Origin of the sequence: Pseudoxanthomonas sp. (assembly GCF_036845285.1) — a bacterium.
In the GTDB taxonomy this organism is placed as follows: Bacteria; Pseudomonadota; Gammaproteobacteria; order Xanthomonadales; family Xanthomonadaceae; genus Pseudoxanthomonas_A.
This window is the reverse complement of record NZ_DAIUEE010000012.1, coordinates 101,675-123,042: the sequence shown is the minus strand read 5'-3', so window position 1 is coordinate 123,042 and position 21,368 is coordinate 101,675. Positions and strand designations below refer to the sequence as shown.

At 66.6% G+C, this 21,368-nt stretch carries 21 protein-coding genes and 1 tRNA gene; 11 read left to right on the top strand and 11 right to left on the bottom strand.

The genetic code is table 11. From position 1 onward, the window contains the following. The 4 genes from V7060_RS14635 to V7060_RS14620 all read right to left on the bottom strand — a co-directional run bounded on the left by V7060_RS14635 (position 1) and on the right by V7060_RS14620 (position 3,600). Positions 1–417: a group II truncated hemoglobin gene (locus tag V7060_RS14635; protein ID WP_334179984.1), complete on the bottom strand. Its 417-nt coding sequence runs from the start codon at positions 415–417 to the stop codon at positions 1–3. 84 nt (positions 418–501) lie between these two features. Next, entirely contained in the window at positions 502–1,455 is a 954-nt protein-coding gene (locus V7060_RS14630; RefSeq protein WP_334179983.1) for a restriction endonuclease, read from the bottom strand. A gap of 243 nt (positions 1,456–1,698) precedes the next feature. Further along, complete coding sequence (locus V7060_RS14625; protein WP_334179982.1) at positions 1,699–2,262, bottom strand: phasin family protein; 564 nt, start codon at positions 2,260–2,262, stop codon at positions 1,699–1,701. Positions 2,263–2,355: 93 nt separating this feature from the next. After that, the gene (locus tag V7060_RS14620; RefSeq protein ID WP_334179981.1) at positions 2,356–3,600 is read right to left on the bottom strand and encodes a patatin-like phospholipase family protein; all 1,245 of its coding nucleotides are present in this window, start codon (positions 3,598–3,600) and stop codon (positions 2,356–2,358) included. 87 nt (positions 3,601–3,687) lie between these two features. Here V7060_RS14620 and V7060_RS14615 point away from each other — a divergent pair, with 87 nt between their 5' ends. Continuing rightward, positions 3,688–4,404 carry a hypothetical protein gene (locus V7060_RS14615; protein WP_334179980.1) on the top strand — a complete coding sequence of 239 codons (717 nt, stop codon included), beginning with the start codon at positions 3,688–3,690 and terminating at the stop codon, positions 4,402–4,404. A gap of 3 nt (positions 4,405–4,407) precedes the next feature. Here the strand turns inward: V7060_RS14615 and V7060_RS14610 are convergent, their stop codons facing one another. Next, positions 4,408–4,683, bottom strand: coding sequence for a polyhydroxyalkanoic acid system family protein (locus V7060_RS14610; RefSeq protein ID WP_334179979.1), 276 nt, complete (start codon positions 4,681–4,683; stop codon positions 4,408–4,410). Between the two features lie 99 nt (positions 4,684–4,782). Between V7060_RS14610 and V7060_RS14605 the strand changes: the two genes are divergently transcribed. Continuing rightward, on the top strand, positions 4,783–5,586 hold the full coding sequence (locus tag V7060_RS14605) for an FHA domain-containing protein (protein WP_334180009.1): 804 nt from the start codon (positions 4,783–4,785) through the stop codon (positions 5,584–5,586). Here V7060_RS14605 and msrQ read toward each other — a convergent pair. Together msrQ and msrP are read right to left on the bottom strand one after the other, a co-directional pair. Further along, entirely contained in the window at positions 5,555–6,193 is a 639-nt protein-coding gene (gene msrQ, locus V7060_RS14600) for a protein-methionine-sulfoxide reductase heme-binding subunit MsrQ (protein ID WP_334179978.1), read from the bottom strand. The two genes, V7060_RS14605 and msrQ, sit on opposite strands and share 32 nt — an antisense overlap. Continuing rightward, positions 6,194–7,162, bottom strand: coding sequence for a protein-methionine-sulfoxide reductase catalytic subunit MsrP (msrP, locus tag V7060_RS14595; protein WP_334179977.1), 969 nt, complete (start codon positions 7,160–7,162; stop codon positions 6,194–6,196). It lies immediately after the preceding gene. Positions 7,163–7,362: 200 nt separating this feature from the next. On the opposite strand from msrP, the gene serC reads away from it, so the two are divergent. The 3 genes from serC (at position 7,363) to aroA (ending at position 11,145) form a co-directional block, all read left to right on the top strand. After that, positions 7,363–8,448: a phosphoserine transaminase gene (gene serC / locus V7060_RS14590; RefSeq protein ID WP_334179976.1), complete on the top strand. Its 1,086-nt coding sequence runs from the start codon at positions 7,363–7,365 to the stop codon at positions 8,446–8,448. A gap of 95 nt (positions 8,449–8,543) precedes the next feature. After that, entirely contained in the window at positions 8,544–9,695 is a 1,152-nt protein-coding gene (pheA, locus tag V7060_RS14585; protein ID WP_334179975.1) for a prephenate dehydratase, read from the top strand. 139 nt (positions 9,696–9,834) lie between these two features. Then, complete coding sequence (gene aroA, locus V7060_RS14580) at positions 9,835–11,145, top strand: 3-phosphoshikimate 1-carboxyvinyltransferase (protein ID WP_334179974.1); 1,311 nt, start codon at positions 9,835–9,837, stop codon at positions 11,143–11,145. A gap of 241 nt (positions 11,146–11,386) precedes the next feature. Here the strand turns inward: aroA and V7060_RS14575 are convergent, their stop codons facing one another. Continuing rightward, the gene (locus tag V7060_RS14575; RefSeq protein WP_334179973.1) at positions 11,387–11,950 is read right to left on the bottom strand and encodes a TonB family protein; all 564 of its coding nucleotides are present in this window, start codon (positions 11,948–11,950) and stop codon (positions 11,387–11,389) included. 261 nt (positions 11,951–12,211) lie between these two features. Beyond that, positions 12,212–12,859, bottom strand: a complete 648-nt coding sequence (locus V7060_RS14570; RefSeq protein ID WP_334179972.1) for a TonB family protein — start codon at positions 12,857–12,859, stop codon at positions 12,212–12,214. A gap of 111 nt (positions 12,860–12,970) precedes the next feature. Here V7060_RS14570 and serS point away from each other — a divergent pair, with 111 nt between their 5' ends. Then, positions 12,971–14,251: a serine--tRNA ligase gene (gene serS / locus V7060_RS14565; protein WP_334179971.1), complete on the top strand. Its 1,281-nt coding sequence runs from the start codon at positions 12,971–12,973 to the stop codon at positions 14,249–14,251. Between the two features lie 312 nt (positions 14,252–14,563). On the opposite strand, the gene V7060_RS14560 is transcribed toward serS, so the two are convergent. Further along, entirely contained in the window at positions 14,564–15,142 is a 579-nt protein-coding gene (locus V7060_RS14560) for an NAD(P)H-dependent oxidoreductase (protein ID WP_334179970.1), read from the bottom strand. 116 nt (positions 15,143–15,258) lie between these two features. On the opposite strand from V7060_RS14560, the gene V7060_RS14555 reads away from it, so the two are divergent. The 3 genes from V7060_RS14555 to V7060_RS14545 all read left to right on the top strand — a co-directional run bounded on the left by V7060_RS14555 (position 15,259) and on the right by V7060_RS14545 (position 17,271). Then, on the top strand, positions 15,259–16,266 hold the full coding sequence (locus tag V7060_RS14555) for a LysR family transcriptional regulator (RefSeq protein WP_334179969.1): 1,008 nt from the start codon (positions 15,259–15,261) through the stop codon (positions 16,264–16,266). Positions 16,267–16,377: 111 nt separating this feature from the next. Then, positions 16,378–16,467, top strand: a tRNA-Ser gene (locus V7060_RS14550). A 141-nt stretch (positions 16,468–16,608) separates the two neighbouring features. Next, positions 16,609–17,271, top strand: coding sequence for a hypothetical protein (locus V7060_RS14545; protein WP_334179968.1), 663 nt, complete (start codon positions 16,609–16,611; stop codon positions 17,269–17,271). Positions 17,272–17,303: 32 nt separating this feature from the next. On the opposite strand, the gene V7060_RS14540 is transcribed toward V7060_RS14545, so the two are convergent. Then, positions 17,304–17,834, bottom strand: a complete 531-nt coding sequence (locus V7060_RS14540; RefSeq protein ID WP_334179967.1) for a transposase — start codon at positions 17,832–17,834, stop codon at positions 17,304–17,306. Between the two features lie 126 nt (positions 17,835–17,960). Between V7060_RS14540 and V7060_RS14535 the strand changes: the two genes are divergently transcribed. Together V7060_RS14535 and ggpS are read left to right on the top strand one after the other, a co-directional pair. After that, positions 17,961–18,242: a hypothetical protein gene (locus V7060_RS14535; protein ID WP_334179966.1), complete on the top strand. Its 282-nt coding sequence runs from the start codon at positions 17,961–17,963 to the stop codon at positions 18,240–18,242. Positions 18,243–18,706: 464 nt separating this feature from the next. Then, on the top strand, positions 18,707–21,004 hold the full coding sequence (ggpS, locus tag V7060_RS14530) for a glucosylglycerol-phosphate synthase (RefSeq protein ID WP_334179965.1): 2,298 nt from the start codon (positions 18,707–18,709) through the stop codon (positions 21,002–21,004). Positions 21,005–21,368: the final 364 nt, after the last annotated feature.

The following is a 21,368-nucleotide window of genomic DNA, read 5'->3' as shown; positions in this document are numbered from 1 at the left end:
CTAGCTTCCTTCAGCCCATCGCAACGGCACCGCCTGCAGGTTGCGCATATGCAGCGCCAACGGTTCGATCCGCGACCACATGACGTCGCGCAGTTCGGCGTCTTCGACGGTTTCCGTCATCGCGCCGTGGAAGCACGCGAGCCAGCCGCTGGCTTCCTCCATGCCGATCCGGAAGGGCAGGTGGCGGGCACGCAGCATCGGTGCGCCGTGCTTCTGGGTGAACAACGGAGGGCCACCCAGCCAGCCGCTGAGGAATTCGAACAGCTTCTGCTCGCTGCCATCGAGCGAATCCGGATGCTGTGCGCGCACGGCGGCGGCTTCCGGCAAGCTGTCCATCAGCGCGTACATGCGCCGGGTCATCCGGCGCAGGCCGGCTTCACCGCCGATGCGGTCGTAGAGGGTGGAAGCGTCGGTCATGAGTCAAGGGCGCGGGAAGATCGCGGGATCATCCGCCTGCTCGGAAGGCGCGGCCAGCGACGGAACGTCGCGGCGCACCCTTGCTCACATCGTCCTGCATTGACGCCAGCGCACCGGTTCGCTGCTACCCGGCGGCGGATTGAGCTGCACGCGGGTGGCGCGAAGGGCGGGGTAACGCTCCAGTTCCAGGCAGATCCACGGCCAGATGTCCTTCTCGCTGGCAACGCGGTCGATGCTCAGCGTGAGCTTGGTCTGCCAGACGCCACGCGTGATGCCGGGTGTCTTCGACAAGGCCTTCAGCACCTCGCGCATCTGCACCTCGAGTTCCTCGTCCGTGGGTTCACGGAAGCTCTCCTGTGGAGCAGGCACGGGTGCAGCAGGCACAGCGGCCGGTGCAGCGGGTGCGACGCGTGCCGCCGTCGCGGGCGCATCGTCGGCGACTGTCGGATGGGTGCCGGACCAGACGGCCATGGACAACGCTCCCAGCGTGACCGCGCCCAGCCACGAGATACCCGCATGGCGCTTGGCTCGCGCCGTGGCGTAGTGGGCGATCTGCTCGCGAAGCGCGGGTTCGATCAGGTCGCGTACTTCGGGCCACAGGCGCGGACCGTCGAGCAGCTCGATGTTGGTGCCATGCGCGGCCTCGCGGCCCTCCTTTTCCACCTTGCCCTCGGTCGCCAGGATGCCGCCCTGCGCGGCGCCCAGGCGGATGCTGGCGGCGAGTTCCTGGACGGGTGCGGCCGCAATCCGGTAGGCGGAGCCGTGCTTGCAGGACAGCAGCCAGCGTTCGTCGCCACGCGCGAGCAGGAAGGTCGACTGGGGTTCGCGCGACTCCTGCTGGTCCGGCGTCGCTTCCACCAGCCCACGGTCGGCCATGGCGGCAAGCACGAGCTTGGAGAACTCGCGCCAGCGCAGGCCGGAGAGTGCGTGGAGGCCGTAGGACATTTCGTCCCGGGGGCGGCGGACCAGCCAGAGATAAGCGTTGGCTGCAATGCCGCTCACGAGGGTAACGGCCAAGCCGAGAAGCCAGATGGACATGCGTCGCGCGTGCGTTGTTGTTTTTAGGCCCGCGATTCTACCGGGCCGACCCTGCGCGTGTCTGTGATCGTGCGGCGGCGTGCCGGACGGCGGGCATGAAAAAGCCCGCCAGTCCGAAGCCGTAAGGGGAGGGGAGCAAACGAACTTCGATGGACTGGCGGGCCGGAATGATTGTTACGCCAATGAATGGTGCTGCGCAACAAAAATTTGTTCAGCGAGAGCCACGAAATTCGCGTTGCGACCTTATGGTGCAGCCTTCTTGCGCGATGCACGTTTCGCGGGCGTTTTCTTCGCTGTCGCGGGCGCCGTTTTCTTGACGGCAGCCTTGCGCGGGCGGGCGGCGCGGGCCGGTTTCGCGGTCGGCGCGCCACCCATCTTGCGCAACTGGGCATTCAGCGCGTCCACGCGGTCGATCAGTGCGGAAAGATCTTCGCGGCTGGGAACTTCAAGGCGGCGCAGGGCGCGGTGCACGCGTTCTTCGAACACCTTTTCCAGGCGATCCCACGTATCGGAAGCGCGCTCACGCGCCTGGCCGACCGTAGTCTCGACCGCATCGCGCATCGCCTGCGCCTTGCCGCCGGCGGCCTTGCGGGTGAGGTGTTCCAGCGACAGGCCTTCCTTCACCAGCGTCTCGAACAGCTTGGTGCCTTCGGCCTGCGCGCGCCCGAAGGCGCCGACGCCGGCCAGCCAGACCTGCTGCGCGGATTCGCCGAGGCGCTTGGACATCTGCTCGGCCTGTGCCTGCAGGTCTTCATTCTTGGAAGCGGAAGCGGTCTTCTTGCGTGCGGATTTCTTCAGCGTGGCCATGGCGTTCCGTCGATGAGGGTGTAGGGAGTGCGCGCCAGAATCGACGGCGCGTCTAGAGTTTTCACACCAGCCGGTGATGCGGCCGTGAGCGGGTCACGAACGGCGGGCCGCCCGGCGGCGCGATACCAGCTGGTCCACGTCATCCAGGGCGCGGCGCAGGCGCGCAGTGGTTTCGGTCATGCGCGGCATCACGTCCAGCCCGTCGAGGATCGAGCGATGGCGGTTGTTGACGATGTCCTCGTTGTAGCGGATGCCATGGGCGGCCAGCATCGGCTTGAGCACGGCGGCGCGCTTGCGCAGGTCGGCCAGCGTATTGCGGTACGCCAGCTGGCAGACGCGATGGCGCGACGAGAAGCTGAAGAGGTTGGTGAAGAACAGCTCGCTGTCGTCCGAGTTGGGTTCGAAGACGAGCTGGTCGATGTCCGGATAACGATGCGGGTACTTTTCCATGCCGATCTGCATGCGCGACTGCAGCAGCGTACGCAGCGTCTGCGACAGCACCGCAGGCAGGCCGCCGCTGGCCAGGCCGACCTGTTCGGCTTCGTCCGCCTGCGGAACGGCCTGGTTGGCGTCGAACGGGACCAGCGGGTTGATGCCGATCATCAGGTCGATGCCGCGGTCCAGCACCGTGCTCGCATGCATGGTGCGGCGTAGGGCGCCGTCAAGGAAGTGACGGCCGCCGATTTCCACCGGTGGGTACAGGCCGGGCAGGGCGGAACTGGCCTGCACCGCGCGCGAGATCGGGACGTCGTCCCAGCCCTCCTCGCCGAAGCGCACCGCCTCGCCGCTGTCCAGGTCGACCGCGACCACGAACAGGTCGGCATCCAGGCTGCGGAAATCGTTGCTGCGCCCGCGGCGGCTGAAGATGTCGCGCAGGAAGCGTTCGACTTCCTCGTTGTCGAAGATGCCGGTGGGGACCAGCCCGCCGAAGCGCAGGAACAGGTCCGACCAGCGCGTGGCGCGGCGGGGATTGCGGACCAGCCGCGACAGCCAGTCGGCGTAGAGTCCCGGCAGGCTGGCGGCGCGGCGCAGGTACTCGCCGACATTCGGACGCAGAAAGGTCTCGGGACGGAATTCGGCATCGTCGCTGGTGCCGGTGATGAAGATGCGGCACATCTCCGCCGTCCCCATCCGGTTGGCCAGTCCCGCCGCGAGGAAGGCGCCCGAGCTGACGCCCACGTAGCAGTCCATGCGGGTCAGGTCCAGGCCGTCCAGCGCTTCGTCCAGGGCGCGCAGGGCACCCAGCTCGTACATGCCGCCGATGGGGCCGCCGCCGGCGATGGCCAGCCCGATCTTGCCGTTGTGGCCCCGCTGCCTCGCACTGTGGATCGAAAGCATGTACTACCCGTGGTGACCTTGCCGCCCGAGTGTAGCCGACGGGCAGGCAGGTTGCGGTGGTCGTGGCCTGCCCGGATCATGGCGCCCATGGCCCGAGGAAATCCGCTGATCGAACGTGTAGGCAGGCGCCTGGCTTGGCACCAGGCCGCGCACGATCCGACGCATGAACCCCGCAACCGGTTGCGCTGGCTGCCCGAGGTCCGGCGCTGGCAGGCGGCCCGCCTGGAGGACAGCTTCGCGCACTTCCTCGACGATCCGAAGCGGCGCGCGGCGGCGATGTTCTTCCTTACCGATGTGTACGGCGACCACGACTTCAGCGGACGCGATGCCAATGTCGCCAAGGTGATGCCGATGATGCAGCGCCTGCTGCCCGGCGCCGTGCTGGAGACCGTCGCCCATGGCATCGAACTGGGTGTGCTGACGCATGCGCTGGACATGCGCATGGCCGAGGCGCTGCACCGGCTGGCGCCGACCCGGCGCAAGCTCGACGCCGACCTGTATGGACAGGCCTATCGCGAGGTGGGCCTGCGGCGCCTGCGCAGGCACCAGATCGACCTGATCGCGGAGGTCGGCGTGGGCCTGGCCCGTGCGGTGAAGACACCGGGCGTGGCGACGTTGCTCAAACTGTCGCGCGGTCCCGCCAAGGCGACGGGGCTGGGCGAGTTGCAGGGGTTCCTGGAGCGTGGATTCGCCGCGTTCGGCGCACTCGGCGACGGCAAGGCCTTCGTGCGCGACATCGAGCGGACGGAACGGGCCGTGTCGCGTCGCCTGTTCGCCGCGGACCCGGATCCGTTCCGCGATTGAAGGTCAGTCGAACTTTTCGCTCAGCACCCGGCGGATCTCGGCCTCGATCGGTCCCTTCATCGCCGACAGCAGGAAGCCCAGGTTCGCGGTGACGCGCAGCTTGTCGGCCAGCAGCGCGATCTTGCCTTCCACGCCAGAGCGGCTGAAGTTGAGCGTGTCGCCGTCCCAGCCGTAGTCCATGTCGAAGCGTTCGGCGAGTTTCTTCGCGACGCTTTCGATGGCCTTGCGTGCCTGCGCGGGCGACTTGGAATGCGGATGCTGGATGTCGATGCTGGCCATGTGCGGGCTCCGTGGGTCGTCCGGTATTCTGCGCAGCGCGATGGCGGGATGCCAAGCCGGGGCTGCCGGATGCGTACCAACCTGATAGGCTCCCCGGGCGTGCAGAACCTCCGACTTCACTTCACAAATCGCCCGTCGCCGGACCGTCCACTGACCACCGGCGTGCATCGCATCGTGCGTGAAGCGGCGGGCACGATCGGCGTGGGCGACGCCTTGCAGGGCGCGCTGCTCGCGCAGATCTGTGTGGACCGGCGTGGCCTGTGGCTGCAGGTGGCCAACGGCATGCGCGGCGTGCACATCAATGGCCGTCCGGTGAAGCGGATGGCGGTGCTTCGTCCGGGCGACGCGGTCTATGTCGAAGGCGTGGAACTGCTGTTGCAGTCCGGTTTCCAGTCGGCGGCGGGCCTGCACGATGCCGACGCCAGCCAGGGCGATGCCCGCGTGGTATTGCGGGGGTTGGGCGGCAAGTACCACGGCAGGAGCATCTCGCTCGAGCAGCCCTGCGTGGTCGGACGGGCACGCGACGCACAGATACGCGTCGACGACCCGGCTTTCGCCGAGCGCCATGCGCGGCTCGAACTGCGCGGCGAGCGCGTCCTGCTGCGCGACCTGGGGGCGGCCGACGGCACGCGGGTGAACGGGGTCGCGGTGCGCGACGCCCTGTTGGCCGCGGGCGACCAGGTCGTCTTCGATGCCCAGCACCGCTTCGTGCTGGAAGTGCCGTGGGCGCCCAGCGCGAAAGTCGATGAACCGGCGCCGCTGGACGATACGTCGGCAGGATCCACGGACGGCGATGCGCGTGCCGCGTCGACGTCGTCCGTGCTGCGCTGGCCGTGGCTGTTGCTGGCCGCGTTGCTGATGGCGGGCGCGCTCAGCGCGCTGCTGCTGTTCGGCGCGGGCTGAACTTCTTCCACGCGCGCCAGCCCAGCAGGGCGGCGAGGATGCCGGCGTACAGCAGCGGCTCGCGGATATCGGACTTCACCAGCCACCAGAAGTGCAGTACGGCCAGCACGCCGATGGCGTAGACGAGCTTGTGCAGTTGGCCCCAGCGGCGGCCGAGACGGCGCATCCAGCCCTGCGTCGAGGTGATCGCCAGCGGCACCAGCAACAGCCATGCCGCGAAGCCGACGGTGATGTAGGGCCGCTTGACGATCTCCTCGAAGATCTGCGTCCAGTAGCCGCGCAGGTCCAGGCCCAGGTACACGCCCAGGTGCAGCGTGGCGTAGAAGAACGCGTACAGGCCCAGCATCCGCCGGAAGCGCAGCAGCATCGACTGGCCTGTCAGCTGCCGCAGCGGCGTGACCGCCAGCGCGATCATCAGGAAGCGCAGCGCCCACAGCCCGGTGCGGTGTTCGATCTCCGCCACCGGGTCGGCGCCCAGCGCGTCGCTCCCGGTCTGCCATACGTCGTAGAACTGCCAGGCCAGGATCGCCAGCGGCGTCAGCGCCAATGCGTGCACCGCCGCCTTCGCGGCAATGAGTCCCGCCGAGGCCTTGCGCGCCGGTGCCACTCAGTACCACTTCTTCAGGTCGAGGCCGGTGTACATCGATGCGACCTGGTCGGCATAGCCATTGAACATCCGCGTCGGAATGCGTTCGGCGAACAGCTTGCTCTGGGTGCCGGCGATGCGGCGCTCGGTCTTCTGGCTCCAGCGCGGATGGTCGACGTTCGGGTTGACGTTGGAGAAGAAACCGTATTCCGAGGGCTGCAGGTCGTGCCAGGCAGTCTCGGGCATCTTCTCGACGAACTTGATTTCCACGATCGACTTGATGCTCTTGAAGCCGTACTTCCACGGCACCACCAGCCGCAGCGGCGCACCGTTCTGCTGCGGCAGCGGCTTGCCGTACAGGCCGGTGGCCAGCAGGGTCAGCGGATGCATCGCCTCGTCGATGCGCAGGCCCTCGCGGTAGGGCCAGTTGATCGAGCGGTAGCGCACGCCCGGCATCTGCATGGGGTCGGCGAGGGTGGTGAAGGCCACGTACTTCGCCTTGGACGTGGGTTCGAACTTCTTGAGCACCTGGCCCAGCGGCACGCCCAGCCACGGGATCACCATCGACCAGCCCTCCACGCAGCGCAGGCGGTACACGCGCTCTTCGGGTGTCAGGCCCTTCACCAGATCCTCCAGCGAGAGCTTGCCGGGCTTGGCGCATTCGCCGCCGACCACCACCGTCCACGGCGAGGTCTTCAGGGTCTTGCGGGCGTTCGACGGATCGGCCTTGCCGGTACCGAACTCGTAGAAATTGTTGTAGCTGCTGACGTCCTCAAGCCGGGTCAGCGCTTCGGTGGTGCGGAACCCCGAGCGTGCCTGTTCAGGCGTCACCGCGATCTTCGGCGGCGGGGGTGGCTCGGCCTCGGCGCAGCCAGCCAGCGCAAGGGCGGGGGCGGCGGCGAACGCCTGCAGCAGGCGCCGACGATCCAGGTAGACCGATTCGTCCGTAACCTGCGAAGCAGGAATCCTGAGGGCATCGCGCAGGGACATGGGGTTCTCCGGGAAGGGGCGATGGCGGTTGGACGCAGTTCGCGCCGAAAAATTCCCGCCGGGACGATGCGACACAGGCTATACGCAGGCAGGTGATCGCAGGATGCAAGGCGTACGCGATTCATGCCCGTGCGTCCGCTTCGTTGCCCCTGCAACTGATGCGCTGCGGCATACTACGGGTCCTCCTGTTCAGGTGCCCCATGACGCGCGCGTTCAACTTCAGTGCCGGCCCCGCCACGTTGCCCGAAGCCGTGCTGCGCCAGGCCCAGGCCGAGATGCTCGACTGGAACGGCATCGGCGCGTCGATCGTGGAAATCAGCCACCGCGGCCAGGACTTCATCGCGGTGGCCGCACAGGCAGAGGCCGACCTGCGGGCACTGGTCGGCATCCCCGACGACTATGCCGTGCTGTTCCTGTCCGGCGGCGCCACCACCCACCAGGCGTTGCTGGCGCTGAACTTCGCCGCACCCGGCCAGGTCGTCGACTACGTGGTGACCGGGCACTGGGGCAAGACGGCGATCAAGCAGGCCAGGCCGTACTGCACGGTCAACATCGCCGCCGACGGCGAGGCGGGCGGCTTCCACGACATTCCGGCGCGCGATACCTGGCGGCTCACGCCGGGTGCCGCCTACGTGCACATCACCGCCAACGAGACCATCCACGGCGTCGAGTTCCGCGACACGCCGGATGTCGGCGACGTACCACTGTTCGCCGATTTCAGTTCGTCGATCGCCTCAGAGCCGCTGGACGTGTCGAAGTACGGCGTGATCTACGCCGGTGCGCAGAAGAACCTCGGCCCCGTCGGCGTGGCGGTGGTCATCATCCGCAAGGACCTGTTCGAACGCAGCGGCCAGCCGCGTGCCGACATCTTCGATTACCGCTCGCACGCCGCGCGCGACTCCATGCTCAACACGCCGCCGACCTGGAACTGGTACCTGGCCGGCCTGGTGTTCAAGTGGATGCTGGCCGAAGGCGGTGTCGCCGAGTTCGCGCGGCGCAACGCGGTGAAGTCGTCGCTGGTCTACGACGCCATCGACGCCTCCGGTGGCTTCTATCGCAACGAGGTGGCGCCTGCGGCGCGCTCGCGGATGAACATCCCGTTCTTCCTGCCGGACGAGACGCTCAACGCGCGTTTCGTAGCCGACTCCAAGGCGGCCGGCCTGCTGGCGCTCAAGGGCCACAAGGCGGTCGGCGGGATCCGTGCCTCGCTGTACAACGCGCTGCCGGTGGAAGGCGCGCAGGCGCTGGTCGGTTTCATGCGCGACTTCCAGCAGCGGAACGGATGAATCAAGCCCTTGTAGGAGCGACGTGAGTCGCGACCGCCAACTATCCGGTCGCGACTCACGTCGCTCCTACAGATAGCACTCTCAGGACACGCCAGATGGCTTCCAAGCCCACCAAACCGAAGAAAACCACCAAGCCCGTAACCGGCAAGAAGATCGATGCGGCACCCGCACCGGCCCTCTCCGACGTCCGCGCCAAGATCGACGGCATCGACCGCCAGATCCAGTCGCTGATCGCCGAGCGCGCGCAGTTCGCCCACCAGGTCGGCAAGGCCAAGGGCAAGCTGGCTGCCGCCGTCGACTACTACCGCCCTGAGCGTGAAGCGCAGGTGCTGCGCATGGTGGTGGACCGCAACGAGGGGCCGCTGTCCGACGAAGTGCTGGTGCACGTCTTCCGCGAGATCATGTCCGCCTGCCTGGCGCAGCAGGAGCCGCTGAAGATCGGCTACCTCGGCCCGGAAGGCACCTTCAGCCAGCAGGCCGTGCTCAAGCACTTCGGTCGTTCGGCGCATGGCCTGCCGCTGGCGAGCATCGAGGAAGTGTTCCAGGAAGTCGCCAGCGGCAACGCCGATTTCGGCGTCGTGCCAGTGGAAAACTCGGGGCAGGGCACCATCCAGATCACGCTGGACATGTTCCTGACCTCGGACCTGAAGATCTGCGGCGAAGTCGAACTGCGCGTGCACCAGTTCCTGATGTCGCGCACCGGTCGCATCGACGACATCGAGCGCATCTACGCGCATCCGCAGTCGTTCGCGCAGACCGCGGGCTGGCTGCGCGCCAACCTGCCGAAGGTGGAGAAGGTGCCGGTGTCGAGCAACGCCGAGGGCGCGCGCCGCGCGCGCGGCAATGACGACGCGGCCGCGATCGGTGGCGAGAGCGCGGCGCACGTGTACGGCCTGAAGAAGGTCGTCATGAGTCCGATCCAGGACGACAAGGACAACACCACGCGCTTCCTGGTGATCGGCCGCAGCCTGTTTCCGCCGTCCGGCCACGACCGCACCTCGGTGCTGGTCTTCATCCACGACAAGCCCGGCGCGCTGTTCGACGTGCTCAGTCCGTTCGCGCGCCACGGCATCAGCATGAACCGCATCGAATCGCGTCCGTCGCACCACGCCAAGTGGGAGTACGGCTTCTTCATCGACCTCGCCGGCCACATCGACGACGAAGCGATGAAGCAGGCGCTGGCCGAACTCGAGCAGCATTCCGCACAAATCAAGGTGCTGGGTTCGTACCCCGTCGCCGTGCCGTGATGAAGTCCTTCCCCCGCCTGCGGGGGAAGGTGCCCGAAGGGCGGATGGGGGCAAATCGCGTGCCCGCCCGCGTTCCCGGCTTGCCCCCACCCCAACCCTCCCCCGCAAGCGGAGGAGGGAGCAGAAACCGAGAAATCCAATGAGCATGAAACAGGACTGGATCGCCTCCGCCGGCCAACCGCTGCGCGGCACCCTCGACATTCCCGGCGACAAGTCGGTCTCGCACCGCGCGGTGATGTTCGCCGCGCTGGCCGATGGCGTGTCGATCATCGACGGCTTCCTCGAAGGCGAAGATACCCGCGCGACCGCAGCGATCTTCTCGCGGCTCGGTGTGCGCATCGAAACCCCGTCGCCCTCGCGCCGCGTCGTGCATGGCGTCGGCGTGGATGGCCTGAAGGCGACGGAAGGCGAACTGGACTGCGGCAATGCCGGCACCGGCATGCGGCTGCTCGCCGGCCTGCTGGCCGCGCAGCGGTTCGACAGCGTGCTGGTCGGTGATGCGTCGCTGTCGAAGCGTCCGATGCGCCGCGTCACCGGTCCGCTGTCGACGATGGGCGCGCGCATCGACACCGAAACAGGCGGCCTGCCGCCGCTGCGCATCCATGGCGGCCAGCCGCTCGCCGGCATCGACTACACGCTGGAAGTCGCCAGCGCGCAGGTGAAGTCCGCCGTCCTGCTGGCCGGCCTGTATGCCACTGGAGAGACGGTCGTGCGCGAGCCGCATCCCACCCGCGACTACACCGAGCGCATGCTCAAGGCCTTCGGCGTGGATATCGACTTCTCGCCGGGTTTCGCGCGGCTGCGCGGCGGCCAACGGCTGACCGCGACCGATATCGCGGTGCCGGCGGATTTCTCATCGGCCGCCTTCTTCCTGGTGGCGGCGAGCATCATTCCCGGCTCGGAACTGCGTCTGCGCGCCGTCGGCCTCAATCCGCGCCGCACCGGCCTGTTGCAGGCGCTGCGCCTGATGGGCGCCGATATCACCGAAGAAAGCGCCAGCGAACACGGCGGCGAGCCGGTCGCCGACCTCGTTGTGCGGTATGCGCCACTGCATGGCATCGCGGTGCCCGAGGCGCTGGTGCCGGACATGATCGACGAATTCCCGGCGCTTTTCGTCGCGGCGGCGGCGGCGGACGGTCCCACCGTCGTGCGCGGCGCCGCGGAGTTGCGGGTGAAGGAGTCGGATCGCCTCGCCGCCATGGCCAACGGCCTGCGTACGCTCGGCCTGCGCGTGGACGAAACGCCGGATGGCGCGACGATCTTCCCGGGTCCGTTGCAGGGTGGCGTGGTCGACAGTCATGGCGACCACCGCATCGCGATGGCGTTCTCCATCGCCGGCCAGTTGGCGAAAGGCGATGTGCGCATCGGCGATGTGGCGAACGTGGCGACCTCGTTCCCTGGCTTCGATACGCTGGCAACCGGCGCCGGTTTCGCGCTGTGCAAGGCGTGAGGTTGTTGCTCTCTGTAGGAGCGACGTAAGTCGCGACCGCGATCTCGGCAGATCATTGATGTCGGAACGCGAGATCGCGGGTAAACCGTCGGCATGCGTATGCGGAAGGTTTCCGGTCGCGACTTACGTCGCTCCTACAGAAAGCCGCCCAGCAAACCCGTACATGGAAAGGGGGACGCCTTGCCCGCGTCCCCCTTTCCTTTCCTCGTCCGCTCCATGTCAGGAGCGTTGGTGCTTCGGGTCAGATCGGTTTGAAGTCCACCGGCACCTTCACGCTGGTGGCGACGGCCTTGCCATTGCGCATGGCCGGCTCGAAGCGCCACTGGCGCACGGCAGTCAATGCAGCACGATCGAGATCACGCTCGCCGCTGCGCTCGACCACGCGTACGTCGATCGCGTTGCCCTGCGCATCCACGTCGGCCAGGACGACGACGGTGCCACCGACGCCGGCGCGCAGCATCGATGCCGGGTACTTCGGTTCGGCATTGCTCGCCAGCGGGCGAGCATCGCGGCTGATCGCCGCCTGGCGGGTTGCCGCCCGTTCGGCGCGCTCACGGGTGGCGGTGGCCGTGGCGCGTTCCTTGGCAGGCGCCATCGCCGTGCCGTCTTCCGGGATCGGTGCCGGCATCGCGGCAACCGGAGTCTCGACCGGTCCACGCGACTGGCTCCACCAGATCAGGCCGCCCGCAGTGACGGCGAATGCCAGCAGCATCAGCAGGACGGGCGAGGTGTTGCGGCGCGGTTCCACCGTGGTCTCTTCCACGGTGTCGGGCGTGCGGTATTCGTTGTTGATGGGCGTCGACATATGAACCTCCGTTTCGCGTTGTGGGTTCCGCGTTGGAACGGTGCCGAGTCTTGGCTTGGGGATGTTTGCGATGCGTGAGTCCGTGGCGTGGCGAGCCGGTTGAAGTTCAGCTAGCCGAACACGCGTTCATGCGTGTGCAGGACGCGTGCAGAAGCGTGGAGCCATGTCTTGTCCGCACTGGATCCGCATCGCGCGTGCAGACGATGCGATTGCGCGCGCGGCAACTGCGGTTGTTTGCCGCTGCGTGCGACGCAGAAGATGTCACCGCATCTTGAAATCGATCGGCACCGTCACCGCGCCCGCCACGGCCTGGCCATCGCGTTGAGCCGGCTGGAATCGCCATTGGCGTACCGCATTGACGGCGGCACGATCGAGGTCGCGGGAGCCACTGCGTTGCGCAACCTCCACCGAGGTCGGTACACCATCGGCGCCCACGTCGACGCGCACCATCACCGTGCCCTGGTCGCCGTTGCGCATCGCGGAGGACGGATACTCCGGTGCCGGTGTCTGGCCCGGAATCGGCACGGGCACCTCGCCGGGCGCCAGCGCGGCCACGGGTGCGGCAGCAGGGCCGTCGACCGGCGCCGTCGCCACCGGCGTTTCGGAGACGGGCATCGGCATCGGCTTTTCTTCGACCAGCTGCGGACGCTCGTCGGCGGCCGGACGTGGTGCGGGTTCCTCCATGCCGCTGGCGCCGTTGGCATTGGACAGCGGCTCGGGCAGCGCCTCGATCGTCAGTGGTTTGCCCGGTACGGCCGCTTCCGGCGTGTAGAAGCCATCGTCGCGACCCGCCCACCAGACGATCAGGAACAGCAGCAGTCCGATGCCGAAGGCGATGCCGGCGTTGCGCAGGGCGGTGCGGGGCAGGCGGAAGGTGAAGTGCGGGTCGTGCGGTTGCTGGGCCGACATGGGGATCACCGGAAAAGACGCGCCGATTCTTGCACAGCCGGAGTTAACCGCACGGGCAGGCGGTCGCAGATGGGCGATAATGCCGGCCTCCCACGCCAGACTGCTGTTTCCATGCTCGATCCCGTCCTGCTCCGTACCCAGCCCGCCGAACTCGCCCAGCGCCTCAAGGAGACCCGCGGTTTCGACCTGGACGTGTCCCGCATCGCCGACCTGGAGGCCGCCCGCAAGCAGCTCCAGAAGCGCACCGAGGAACTGCAGAACCTGCGCAACACCCGCTCCAAGGCGATCGGCCAGGCCAAGGCCAAGGGCGAGGACGTGTCCGCGCTGATGGCGGAAGTGGCCGGCTTCGGCGACGAGCTGAAGGCTTCGGAAGTGAAGCTGGACGAGATCCGCAGCGAGATCGAAGCGATCGCGCTCGGCATCCCCAACCTGCCGCATGCCAGCGTGCCGGTCGGCAGCGACGAGGCCGGCAACGTCGAGCAGCACCGCTGGGGCACGCCACGCACGTTCGACTTCTCGGTCAAGGACCATGTGGAACTCGGCGCTCGCCACGGCTGGCTGGATGCCGATACCGCCGCCAAGCTGTCCGGTGCACGCTTCACCGTGCTGCGTGGCCAGCTGGCGCGCCTGCACCGCGCGCTCGCGCAGTTCATGCTCGACCTGCACACCAACGAACACGGCTACGAGGAAACCAGCGTTCCCGTCATCGTCAACGCCGACTCGATGCGCGGCACCGGCCAGTTGCCTAAGTTCGAGGAAGACCTGTTCGCCACCCAGTTGGGCGAGCACACGCGCTACCTGATCCCGACCTCGGAAGTGCCGCTGACCAATATCGTCCGCGACGAGATCCTCGACGACGCCCGCCTGCCGCTGCGCATGACTGCGCATTCGATGTGCTTCCGTTCCGAAGCCGGCAGCGGCGGCCGCGACGTGCGCGGCATGATCCGCCAGCACCAGTTCGAGAAGGTGGAACTGGTCTCCATCGCGCGCCCGTCGGAAAGCTACGACGAGCAGGAGCGCATGACCCGCGCCGCCGAGACCGTGCTCGAGAAACTCGGCCTGCCGTACCGTCGCATGCTGCTGTGCACCGGCGACATGGGTTTCGGCGCCACCCGGACGTTCGACCTGGAAGTCTGGCTGCCGTCGCAGGACACGTACCGCGAAATCTCCTCGTGCTCGAACTGCGAGGATTTCCAGGCCCGCCGCATGCAGGCCCGCTGGCGCAATCCTGCCACCGGAAAGCCGGAACCCGTGCATACGCTCAACGGCTCCGGTACGGCCGTCGGCCGTGCACTGATCGCGGTGATGGAGAACTACCAGAACGCCGACGGCTCGATCACCGTGCCCGAAGTCCTGCGGCCGTATATGGGTGGGGCGGAACGGATCGCCTGATGTCTTACCCCCTTTTCCCCGCCAGCGGGGGAGGGTGTTGATTCCTTCTCCCCGCCAGCGGGGAGAAGGTGCCCGAAGCGCGGATGAGGGGCAGCTGTTCGCTCGGGACTTCCCGTCCGGCTGTCTGCATCTAGTCGAACGTTGGAGGTAAGTGAGAGCTTCCGGCATTTCGCCTCCGTTCGCCCCTCACCCGCCTTTGGCACCCTCTCCCCGCTACGCAGGGAGAGGGAAGCGGTCCAGGCTTCTTCTTGCCGAAAGAAAACGGCCCGCTTGCGCGGGCCGAAGGGAGAGGAGCGGGGAGAGCTGGGCGAATCAGGCCGCTTCGCGCAGCGGGGCCGAGATGCTGGCCAGCGCGGCTTCGATGGCCTGCGCCTTGTGCTCGGGCGAGTACGCCACGCGCTCGGCGCGGATGAATTCCACGTCGGTGATGCCCACGAAGCCGAACACCTGCTTCAGGTAAGGCGCCACGAAGTCGATCGCGGTGCCGGCGTATTCGCCGCCGCTGGCCTCCGCCACGATGACCTTCTTGCCACCGGCCAGGCCGACCGGGCCGTTCTCGGTGTACTTGAAGGTGCGGCCGGCCACGGCCACGCGGTCGATCCAGGCCTTCAGTGTGGACGGCACGCCGAAGTTGTAGCGCGGCACGCCCAGCACGATGACATCGGCGGCCAGGAACTGCTGCAGGGCGGTCTCGCCGGCTTGTGCGGCAGCGGCATCGCCCCCACCCAGTACGGCATTGGTCAGGTGGGCCAGCGGGTCGGCGTCCAGGTCGCGGTAGGTGACCTCCAGCCCGGACATGCTGTCCTGCCAACGGGCTACGATGGCGGCGGTCAGTTGTCGGCTGACGGAATTGGCGGCCAGCGCGCTGCTGTCGATATGCAATAGTTTCACGGTGGTGCTCCTGTCGGGTGCGGCCTTGGCCGCGTTGGGGAGCACTGTAGATCGTTGCATTGGTGGGATAAACTCGGTCCAACGTCACTGATTGTTCTAAAGGCGGAATTATAGTCATGCAGCACGACCTCAACGACCTCTACTACTTCGCCATGGTGGTGGACCACGGCGGCTTTGCCGCAGCCGAGCGCGCCCTGGGTATTCCCAAGTCCCGCCTGAGCCGGCGCATCAGCCAGCTGGAAACCGACCTGGGCGTACGCCTGCTGCAGCGTTCGACGCGCCGCTTCGCCGTGACCGACGTCGGCACCAGCGTGCACCGCCATGCGCAGACGATGCTGGCCGAGGCGCAGGCCGCTCGCGAAGTGGTCGACCGCCTCAGTGCGGAACCGCGCGGCGTGGTGCGCGTCAGCGTGCCGGTGGCGGTAGCGCAGATGCAGTTGCCGAAGATCCTGCCGGCGTTCCTCGACAAGTACCCGAAGGTGCGGCTGCAGTTGCACGTCAACAACCGCCGCGTGGACATCATCAACGAGGGCTACGACGTGGCACTGCGTGTGCGCGCCAAGCTCGACGACGACGGCAGCCTGGTGATGCGCAGCTTCGGCCAGATCCAGGAACTGCTGGTCGCCAGCCCCAAGTACCTCAACCGTGCCGGCCGCCCGAAGGTGCCGGAAGACCTGGCCGAGCACGTCACCCTGAGCATCAGCGAGGACGAGGCGCGCCAGCGCTGGGAACTGCACGGGCCGGAAGGCGAGGTGCGCCGGATCGAACTGAATCCGCGCCTGGCCGGTTTTGATTTCCCGTTGCTGCAGTCGATGGCGAAGGACGGCTACGGCATCACGCTGCTGCCCGAGACGGTGTGCGCCGAGGCCGTGCGAAAGGGCGAGCTGGAGGTGGTGCTGCCGGAATGGAGCCTGCCGCAGGGCATCTGCCATGCGGTGTTCGCGTCGCGCCGGGGCATGCTGCCGGCGGTACGGGTGTTCATCGATTTCCTGGCCGAGCACCTGCCGCAACAGATCGAGTCGTCGCGGCTGGATTGCGGCGGCGCCTGCGCGGAGGCAAAAGAGAAGGCCATCGCCATGGCGATCGACAACACCAACGCCGGCAAGGTGAAGAAGGCTTCGTAAGCCACGGCGGCGCGGTTCGTGCGAAAATGCGCGCCGGCCTGCAAGGGGCCGGGCGCGCCACCGGGGTAGGGCGGCGAGCAGGGATGGATCGAGGTCCATCCGCGTAACAACGGAGAGATGGCCGAGTGGTTTAAGGCAGCAGTCTTGAAAACTGCCGTAGGTGTAAGCCTACCGTGGGTTCGAATCCCACTCTCTCCGCCACTTCGATAGCCATGAAATGTAGGATGGGTTGAGCGCAGCGATACCCATCCTTTGTGGTGCCTGATAGGTCGCGAGGATGGGTATCGCTACGCTCAACCCATCCTACGGGCTACATTTCCTCCAATGCAACGATGGCCTCTGATGTGCGAAGCGCTTGTGTGGTCTTTCGATGTAATCACGAGCATCAAATGGCTGGAGCTGGTCGAAGCGTTCGCTCCCGTGGCGACAGCGCTGATTGCGTTCTTTGCTCTAAGGAACTGGCAGCGGCAGGACAAGGCCAAGCGGGAAGCAGAATTTCTCGATTCCCTGATTGAAGCTACCCATGCCTACATCGGTGAGATGCCTAAGCCCATCACGCTATTGGAGATGGCAAAGATCGGGATGGAGAGTCACGCGCCAACGTGGGGAAGCGGCGAGGATGCTGACAAGGCAATTAAGGGTGCAATTGCCTACATCAAGAAGAACGGAGAGCAAGATGCGAAGCGTCTGCTCGGTGTGTTGGAGGCCCTCCAGCCATCAATAATCAAACTCCGCTCGCTTGCGGCAAAGGGGCAGGTATTCAAGTTCGAGGGGTATGCGAAGTGCCAAAACGCTGTTGCGATGCTTACATGGCATTTCGACCGAATAGAAGCGTTCATGGCCGTTATCGCGTCGCCAGCATGGAACTGGGAGAATCCGAGCGTGCTGAAGCACTTGAAGAATGTCATGGCGATTGATCCCGGCGAGATACGCAAAAGCGTTCAGCAAAATAATGTCGCCATCATCGAATTTGCCAGCAGCACCTACAAGCGAATCTACGGTTAACACGTAGGATGGGTTGAGCGAAGCGATACCCATCACTGACGCTCTCCGAAGCTCGCATCCTCTCCCTCCTCACACCAATCCTCCGCCAACAACCCATCACGCACGAACCGATGGATGGTCGAGTAAGGCCAATCCTTAGCCCGCGCCACGTGCCCGTGCTTCACCGGATTCCAGTGGATGTAATCCACGTGCCGCGCGAGATCGGCTTCATCGCGTATCAGATGCTCCCAGTACCGTCGTTGCCAGATGCCGCGCTCGCCTTTGTCGACGCGGCTGGCGCGTCGATGTTCGCCAAGCGGCAGGTTGCGCGAGAACCAGGTCTTGATGAGGCGCCAGCGGAGCGGGAAGCCGGCGTCGTCCGAGGGCAGGGTCCACATCGCGTGGAGGTGGTCGGGGAGCACGACCATCGCGTCGATGGCGAAGGGGTGTCGTTGCCGTACGTAGCGGAATGCTTCGCGCAGCAGGTGGATGTGGTCGACAAGCAGGGACTTGCGGCGGTCGGCGAGATTGACGGTGAAGAAGTAGGTGGCGCCGGGGACGAAGGCGCGTCGGTAGTGGGTCATCCTTGACCTCCCAGTTCGCAATGATGGGTATCGCGTTGCTCAACCCATCCTACGACTATTCGGTAGGCGATCCTTGAGCCTGCGGTCCGCTAGACTCCGATCACGCCTAAACAAGACACCACCCATATGGCCCTGACTCCCACCCCAATCACCGCCGCCATCGCCGGCCTCTTCGCCGGCATCGTGATGCCCCTCATCTGGCCGAAGCTCGGCGACGAGACGATGTACTGGGTGTTCGCGTTCCTGCTGGTAATCGCGCTGCCGATGCACGTGCTGGTTGTCGGCATCAATCCGAACCGCAATGCGGCGGGCAGGGGAGGTGTCGATGCCGCGGTGCTCAAGCGCGTCGCCATCTGGCTGGTGGCCGGCATCGCGGCCGTCGCGTTGATGAAGATCGTGATGCCCTGACCACGCATGAGCGCCTGACGTCGCGCCGTTGCGAAGCACGGTGGGCGTCATGCCTGATCAGGCCGTCAAGTCGCGGTGTGCTACCGAAAGATGAGCGGTGGTTCTCTTCGGACACGACCATGCTTGCCCGCGCATGCCTCATGCGTCGCTCGCGTTGTCAGGCGATAGATGCGGAAATACCTTGGTTTTCTGCATTGATTTAACATTCTTAACATCGCGTTGACCTTCCAGCGCGAGATGCGGACTACAATGCTGCATCGCATCAGTCGATGTTTGCGTCCACGCTCGGGGACGGACGCGCATCTGCCGCGCATTGCGCGCAGCGTGCCTTGCACGCGACACACCCTCTCTTCGCGCCCGCCTTGCGGCGCACTTTCGATGCGTGATTCCCCGCCTGCGTCCTTCGACGCGTCCGCGTCGTGCCTCGTGCGCGGCATCCACCCGCGAACACGGAGTGCATCCGCATGACCCTCTTGAAACAACCCTCGCAACCACTGCTGCTCGCTACCGATCTCGACGGCACCTTCCTGGCGGGCGACAACGATGCGCGCAAGCGCCTGTACCACCTGGTCGATGCGCATCCGGACGTGAAGCTCGCGTGGGTCACCGGCCGTGGACGCGAGGCCATCCTGTCGCTGCTCGCCGATCCCGGCCTGCCGACGCCGGACTACGTGATCTGCGATGTCGGCGCGACCGTGCTGCGCACCAGCGACATGCAACCGATCCAGCCGTTGCAGTCGCAGATCGAATCGCGCTGGCCGGGTGAGCACGTCGTCGCCGACGCGATGCGCCGCTTCTCCATGCTGGTGCGCCAGGAAGTGCCGCAGGAGCGGCGCTGTTCGTACTACTGCCACCCGGAGCAGCTCTCCACCATCCAGGCCGATGTCGAAGCGGTTGCCGCCTCGCTCGGCTGCGAAGTGCTGTATTCGGCCGACCGCTACCTGGACATCCTGCCGCGCGATACGCGCAAGGGCAGCACGCTGACCGCGCTGGTCGAGAAGCTCAACCTCGAACCATCGCGCGTGCTGGTCGCCGGCGACACGCTCAACGACCTGTCGATGTACGGCGAAGGTTTCCCCGGCGTCTGCGTGGGCGAATCGGAGCCGGCCCTGGTCGCCGCGACCGCCGGCATGGACAACGTGCTGCATGCGGAGGCGCCCGGCTGCGGCGGCATCCTGCAGGCGATGGCGCACTTCGCGCTGCTGGACGCCGATGATTACCCACCCACGCTGCATCCGCCGGGCAAGGCGGAACTGGTGATGGTCTATCACCGCCTGCCGTACGAGGAGCACATCGTCGACGGCCAGCGTGTGCGCCGGCCGCACAGTTCGCCGAACGGCATCATTCCGAGCCTGCTGAGCTTCTTCGGCGACGGCCAGCCCGGTTCGTGGGTGGCATGGACGGTGGAGGACCCGAAGGCGCCGCCGATCGAAGCGCGCGCACCGGTGGATGCCGAGCGCTACCCCGGCCTGACCGCGACCCATGTACCGCTGACGAAGCACGAGGTGGACGTGTTCTACAAGCGCTTCTCGAAGGAAGCGTTCTGGCCGGTGATCAACAGCTTCTGGGAGCGCGCGCGTTTCAACGAGGACGACTGGGAACTGTTCAAGCGGGTCAACCGCCGCTTCGCCGAAGCCGCCGCCACCGAAGCCGCGCCCGGCGCGACCGTGTGGCTGCACGACTACAACCTGTGGATGGTGCCGTCGGTGCTGCGCGAACTGCGTCCGGACGTGAAGATCGCCTTCTTCCACCACACGCAGTTTCCGTCGGCGGACATCTTCGCGATCCTCCCGTGGCGCCGCGAGATCCTCGGCAGCCTGCTGGCCTGCGATTACGTGGGCTTCCACATCCCGCGCCATGCGGAGAATTTCACTGATGCGGTGCGCAGCACCTTCCCGGTGGAGGTGACGAAGCGCACGTCGTGCGCGCCGCGCTTCCTGACGTTCGGTTGCGCGGTCGGCGTGGAGGACATGGCCACCGAACTTCGCATCGACGGACGCACGGTGCGCATCGGCGCGCATCCGATCGGCACGGATGTGGGCCGCATCCGCGCCAGCCTGGAAACCGAGCAGGTGGAGGAGGACATCGCCCGCATCCGCGACGAGATCGGCCGTCGCAAGCTGGTGCTGTCGATCGAGCGGCTGGACTACACCAAGGGCATCCTGCAGAAGCTCCACGCGTTCGAACGCCTGCTGGACGAATCGCCGGAACTGCGCGGCGAGGTGACGCTGGTGCTGGTGTGCGTGCCGGCGGCGAAGGAGATGACGGTCTACCGCCCGTTGCAGCAGCAGATCGAGCAGGCGGTGGGCCGCATCAATGGGCGGCTGTCGCAGCTGGACTGGACGCCGGTGCGCTTCTTCTCGCGGGTGCTCCCGTTCGCCGACGTGGTGGCGCACTACGCCGCGGCGGACGTCATGTGGATCACGCCACTGCGCGATGGCCTGAACCTGGTGGCCAAGGAGTTCGTGGCCGTGCAGGGCCTGGAGGGCGGCGATGGCGTGCTGGTGCTGTCGGAGTTCGCCGGTGCGGCCGCCGAGCTGAAGGGCGCCGTGCTGACCAATCCGCACGACCCGGCCGACATGGCGCGCATGCTGCGGCAGGCATTGGCGATGACACCGGGCGAACGCGAGGATCGCCAGCGTCGCTTGTTCGACATCGTGCGTCATCACGACCTGTCGCGCTGGGGACGCGAGTTCCTGGCGGCCGCGCGGGGGGAGGAAAGTGCGCGGTACACGGAACCGCAGGCGGCGATCGTGGCGTAATGCATTTACGTTTGACGCGCCCCGTGCATGCCGCGATAGTCGGCTCACACTCGGGACAGGAGACCCTTATGCGCTTGCTGGTCGTGCGGAGCATGGCGTGGCTGCTGATTGCGGCGACGGCGCTGGTGCTGTTCGGATTGGCGCAGGCGCCGGAACTCTGGCTGGGTCCCGCGACCCGCTGACGCGTCGCCAAGCCAAAAGAAAACCAGACCAAGGCGGTCGGGTCTGAAAGGGGGAGTCCCCGGCTCCGGCAGTGCTGCTTGCTCAAGGCAGCGCCCTTTTCCATTGCAGAGCGGCCATTCGTGGCCTGCGCAGGGCGTGCTGCCGGGGACGTAGGTATCCTCGCCCAGGATGTTCACATTCG

Excerpts from the sequence above, each read along its gene's own strand:
- V7060_RS14635 (WP_334179984.1), bottom strand. The coding sequence starts at position 417 with ATGACCGACGCTTCCACCCTCTACGACCGCATCGGCGGTGAAGCCGGC.
- V7060_RS14630 (WP_334179983.1), bottom strand. The coding sequence starts at position 1,455 with ATGTCCATCTGGCTTCTCGGCTTGGCCGTTACCCTCGTGAGCGGCATT.
- V7060_RS14625 (WP_334179982.1), bottom strand. The coding sequence starts at position 2,262 with ATGGCCACGCTGAAGAAATCCGCACGCAAGAAGACCGCTTCCGCTTCC.
- V7060_RS14620 (WP_334179981.1), bottom strand. The coding sequence starts at position 3,600 with ATGCTTTCGATCCACAGTGCGAGGCAGCGGGGCCACAACGGCAAGATC.
- V7060_RS14615 (WP_334179980.1), top strand. The coding sequence starts at position 3,688 with ATGGCCCGAGGAAATCCGCTGATCGAACGTGTAGGCAGGCGCCTGGCT.
- V7060_RS14610 (WP_334179979.1), bottom strand. The coding sequence starts at position 4,683 with ATGGCCAGCATCGACATCCAGCATCCGCATTCCAAGTCGCCCGCGCAG.
- msrP (WP_334179977.1), bottom strand. The coding sequence starts at position 7,162 with ATGTCCCTGCGCGATGCCCTCAGGATTCCTGCTTCGCAGGTTACGGAC.
- serC (WP_334179976.1), top strand. The coding sequence starts at position 7,363 with ATGACGCGCGCGTTCAACTTCAGTGCCGGCCCCGCCACGTTGCCCGAA.
- pheA (WP_334179975.1), top strand. The coding sequence starts at position 8,544 with ATGGCTTCCAAGCCCACCAAACCGAAGAAAACCACCAAGCCCGTAACC.
- aroA (WP_334179974.1), top strand. The coding sequence starts at position 9,835 with ATGAGCATGAAACAGGACTGGATCGCCTCCGCCGGCCAACCGCTGCGC.
- V7060_RS14575 (WP_334179973.1), bottom strand. The coding sequence starts at position 11,950 with ATGTCGACGCCCATCAACAACGAATACCGCACGCCCGACACCGTGGAA.
- V7060_RS14570 (WP_334179972.1), bottom strand. The coding sequence starts at position 12,859 with ATGTCGGCCCAGCAACCGCACGACCCGCACTTCACCTTCCGCCTGCCC.
- serS (WP_334179971.1), top strand. The coding sequence starts at position 12,971 with ATGCTCGATCCCGTCCTGCTCCGTACCCAGCCCGCCGAACTCGCCCAG.
- V7060_RS14555 (WP_334179969.1), top strand. The coding sequence starts at position 15,259 with ATGCAGCACGACCTCAACGACCTCTACTACTTCGCCATGGTGGTGGAC.
- V7060_RS14545 (WP_334179968.1), top strand. The coding sequence starts at position 16,609 with ATGTGCGAAGCGCTTGTGTGGTCTTTCGATGTAATCACGAGCATCAAA.
- V7060_RS14540 (WP_334179967.1), bottom strand. The coding sequence starts at position 17,834 with ATGACCCACTACCGACGCGCCTTCGTCCCCGGCGCCACCTACTTCTTC.
- V7060_RS14535 (WP_334179966.1), top strand. The coding sequence starts at position 17,961 with ATGGCCCTGACTCCCACCCCAATCACCGCCGCCATCGCCGGCCTCTTC.
- ggpS (WP_334179965.1), top strand. The coding sequence starts at position 18,707 with ATGACCCTCTTGAAACAACCCTCGCAACCACTGCTGCTCGCTACCGAT.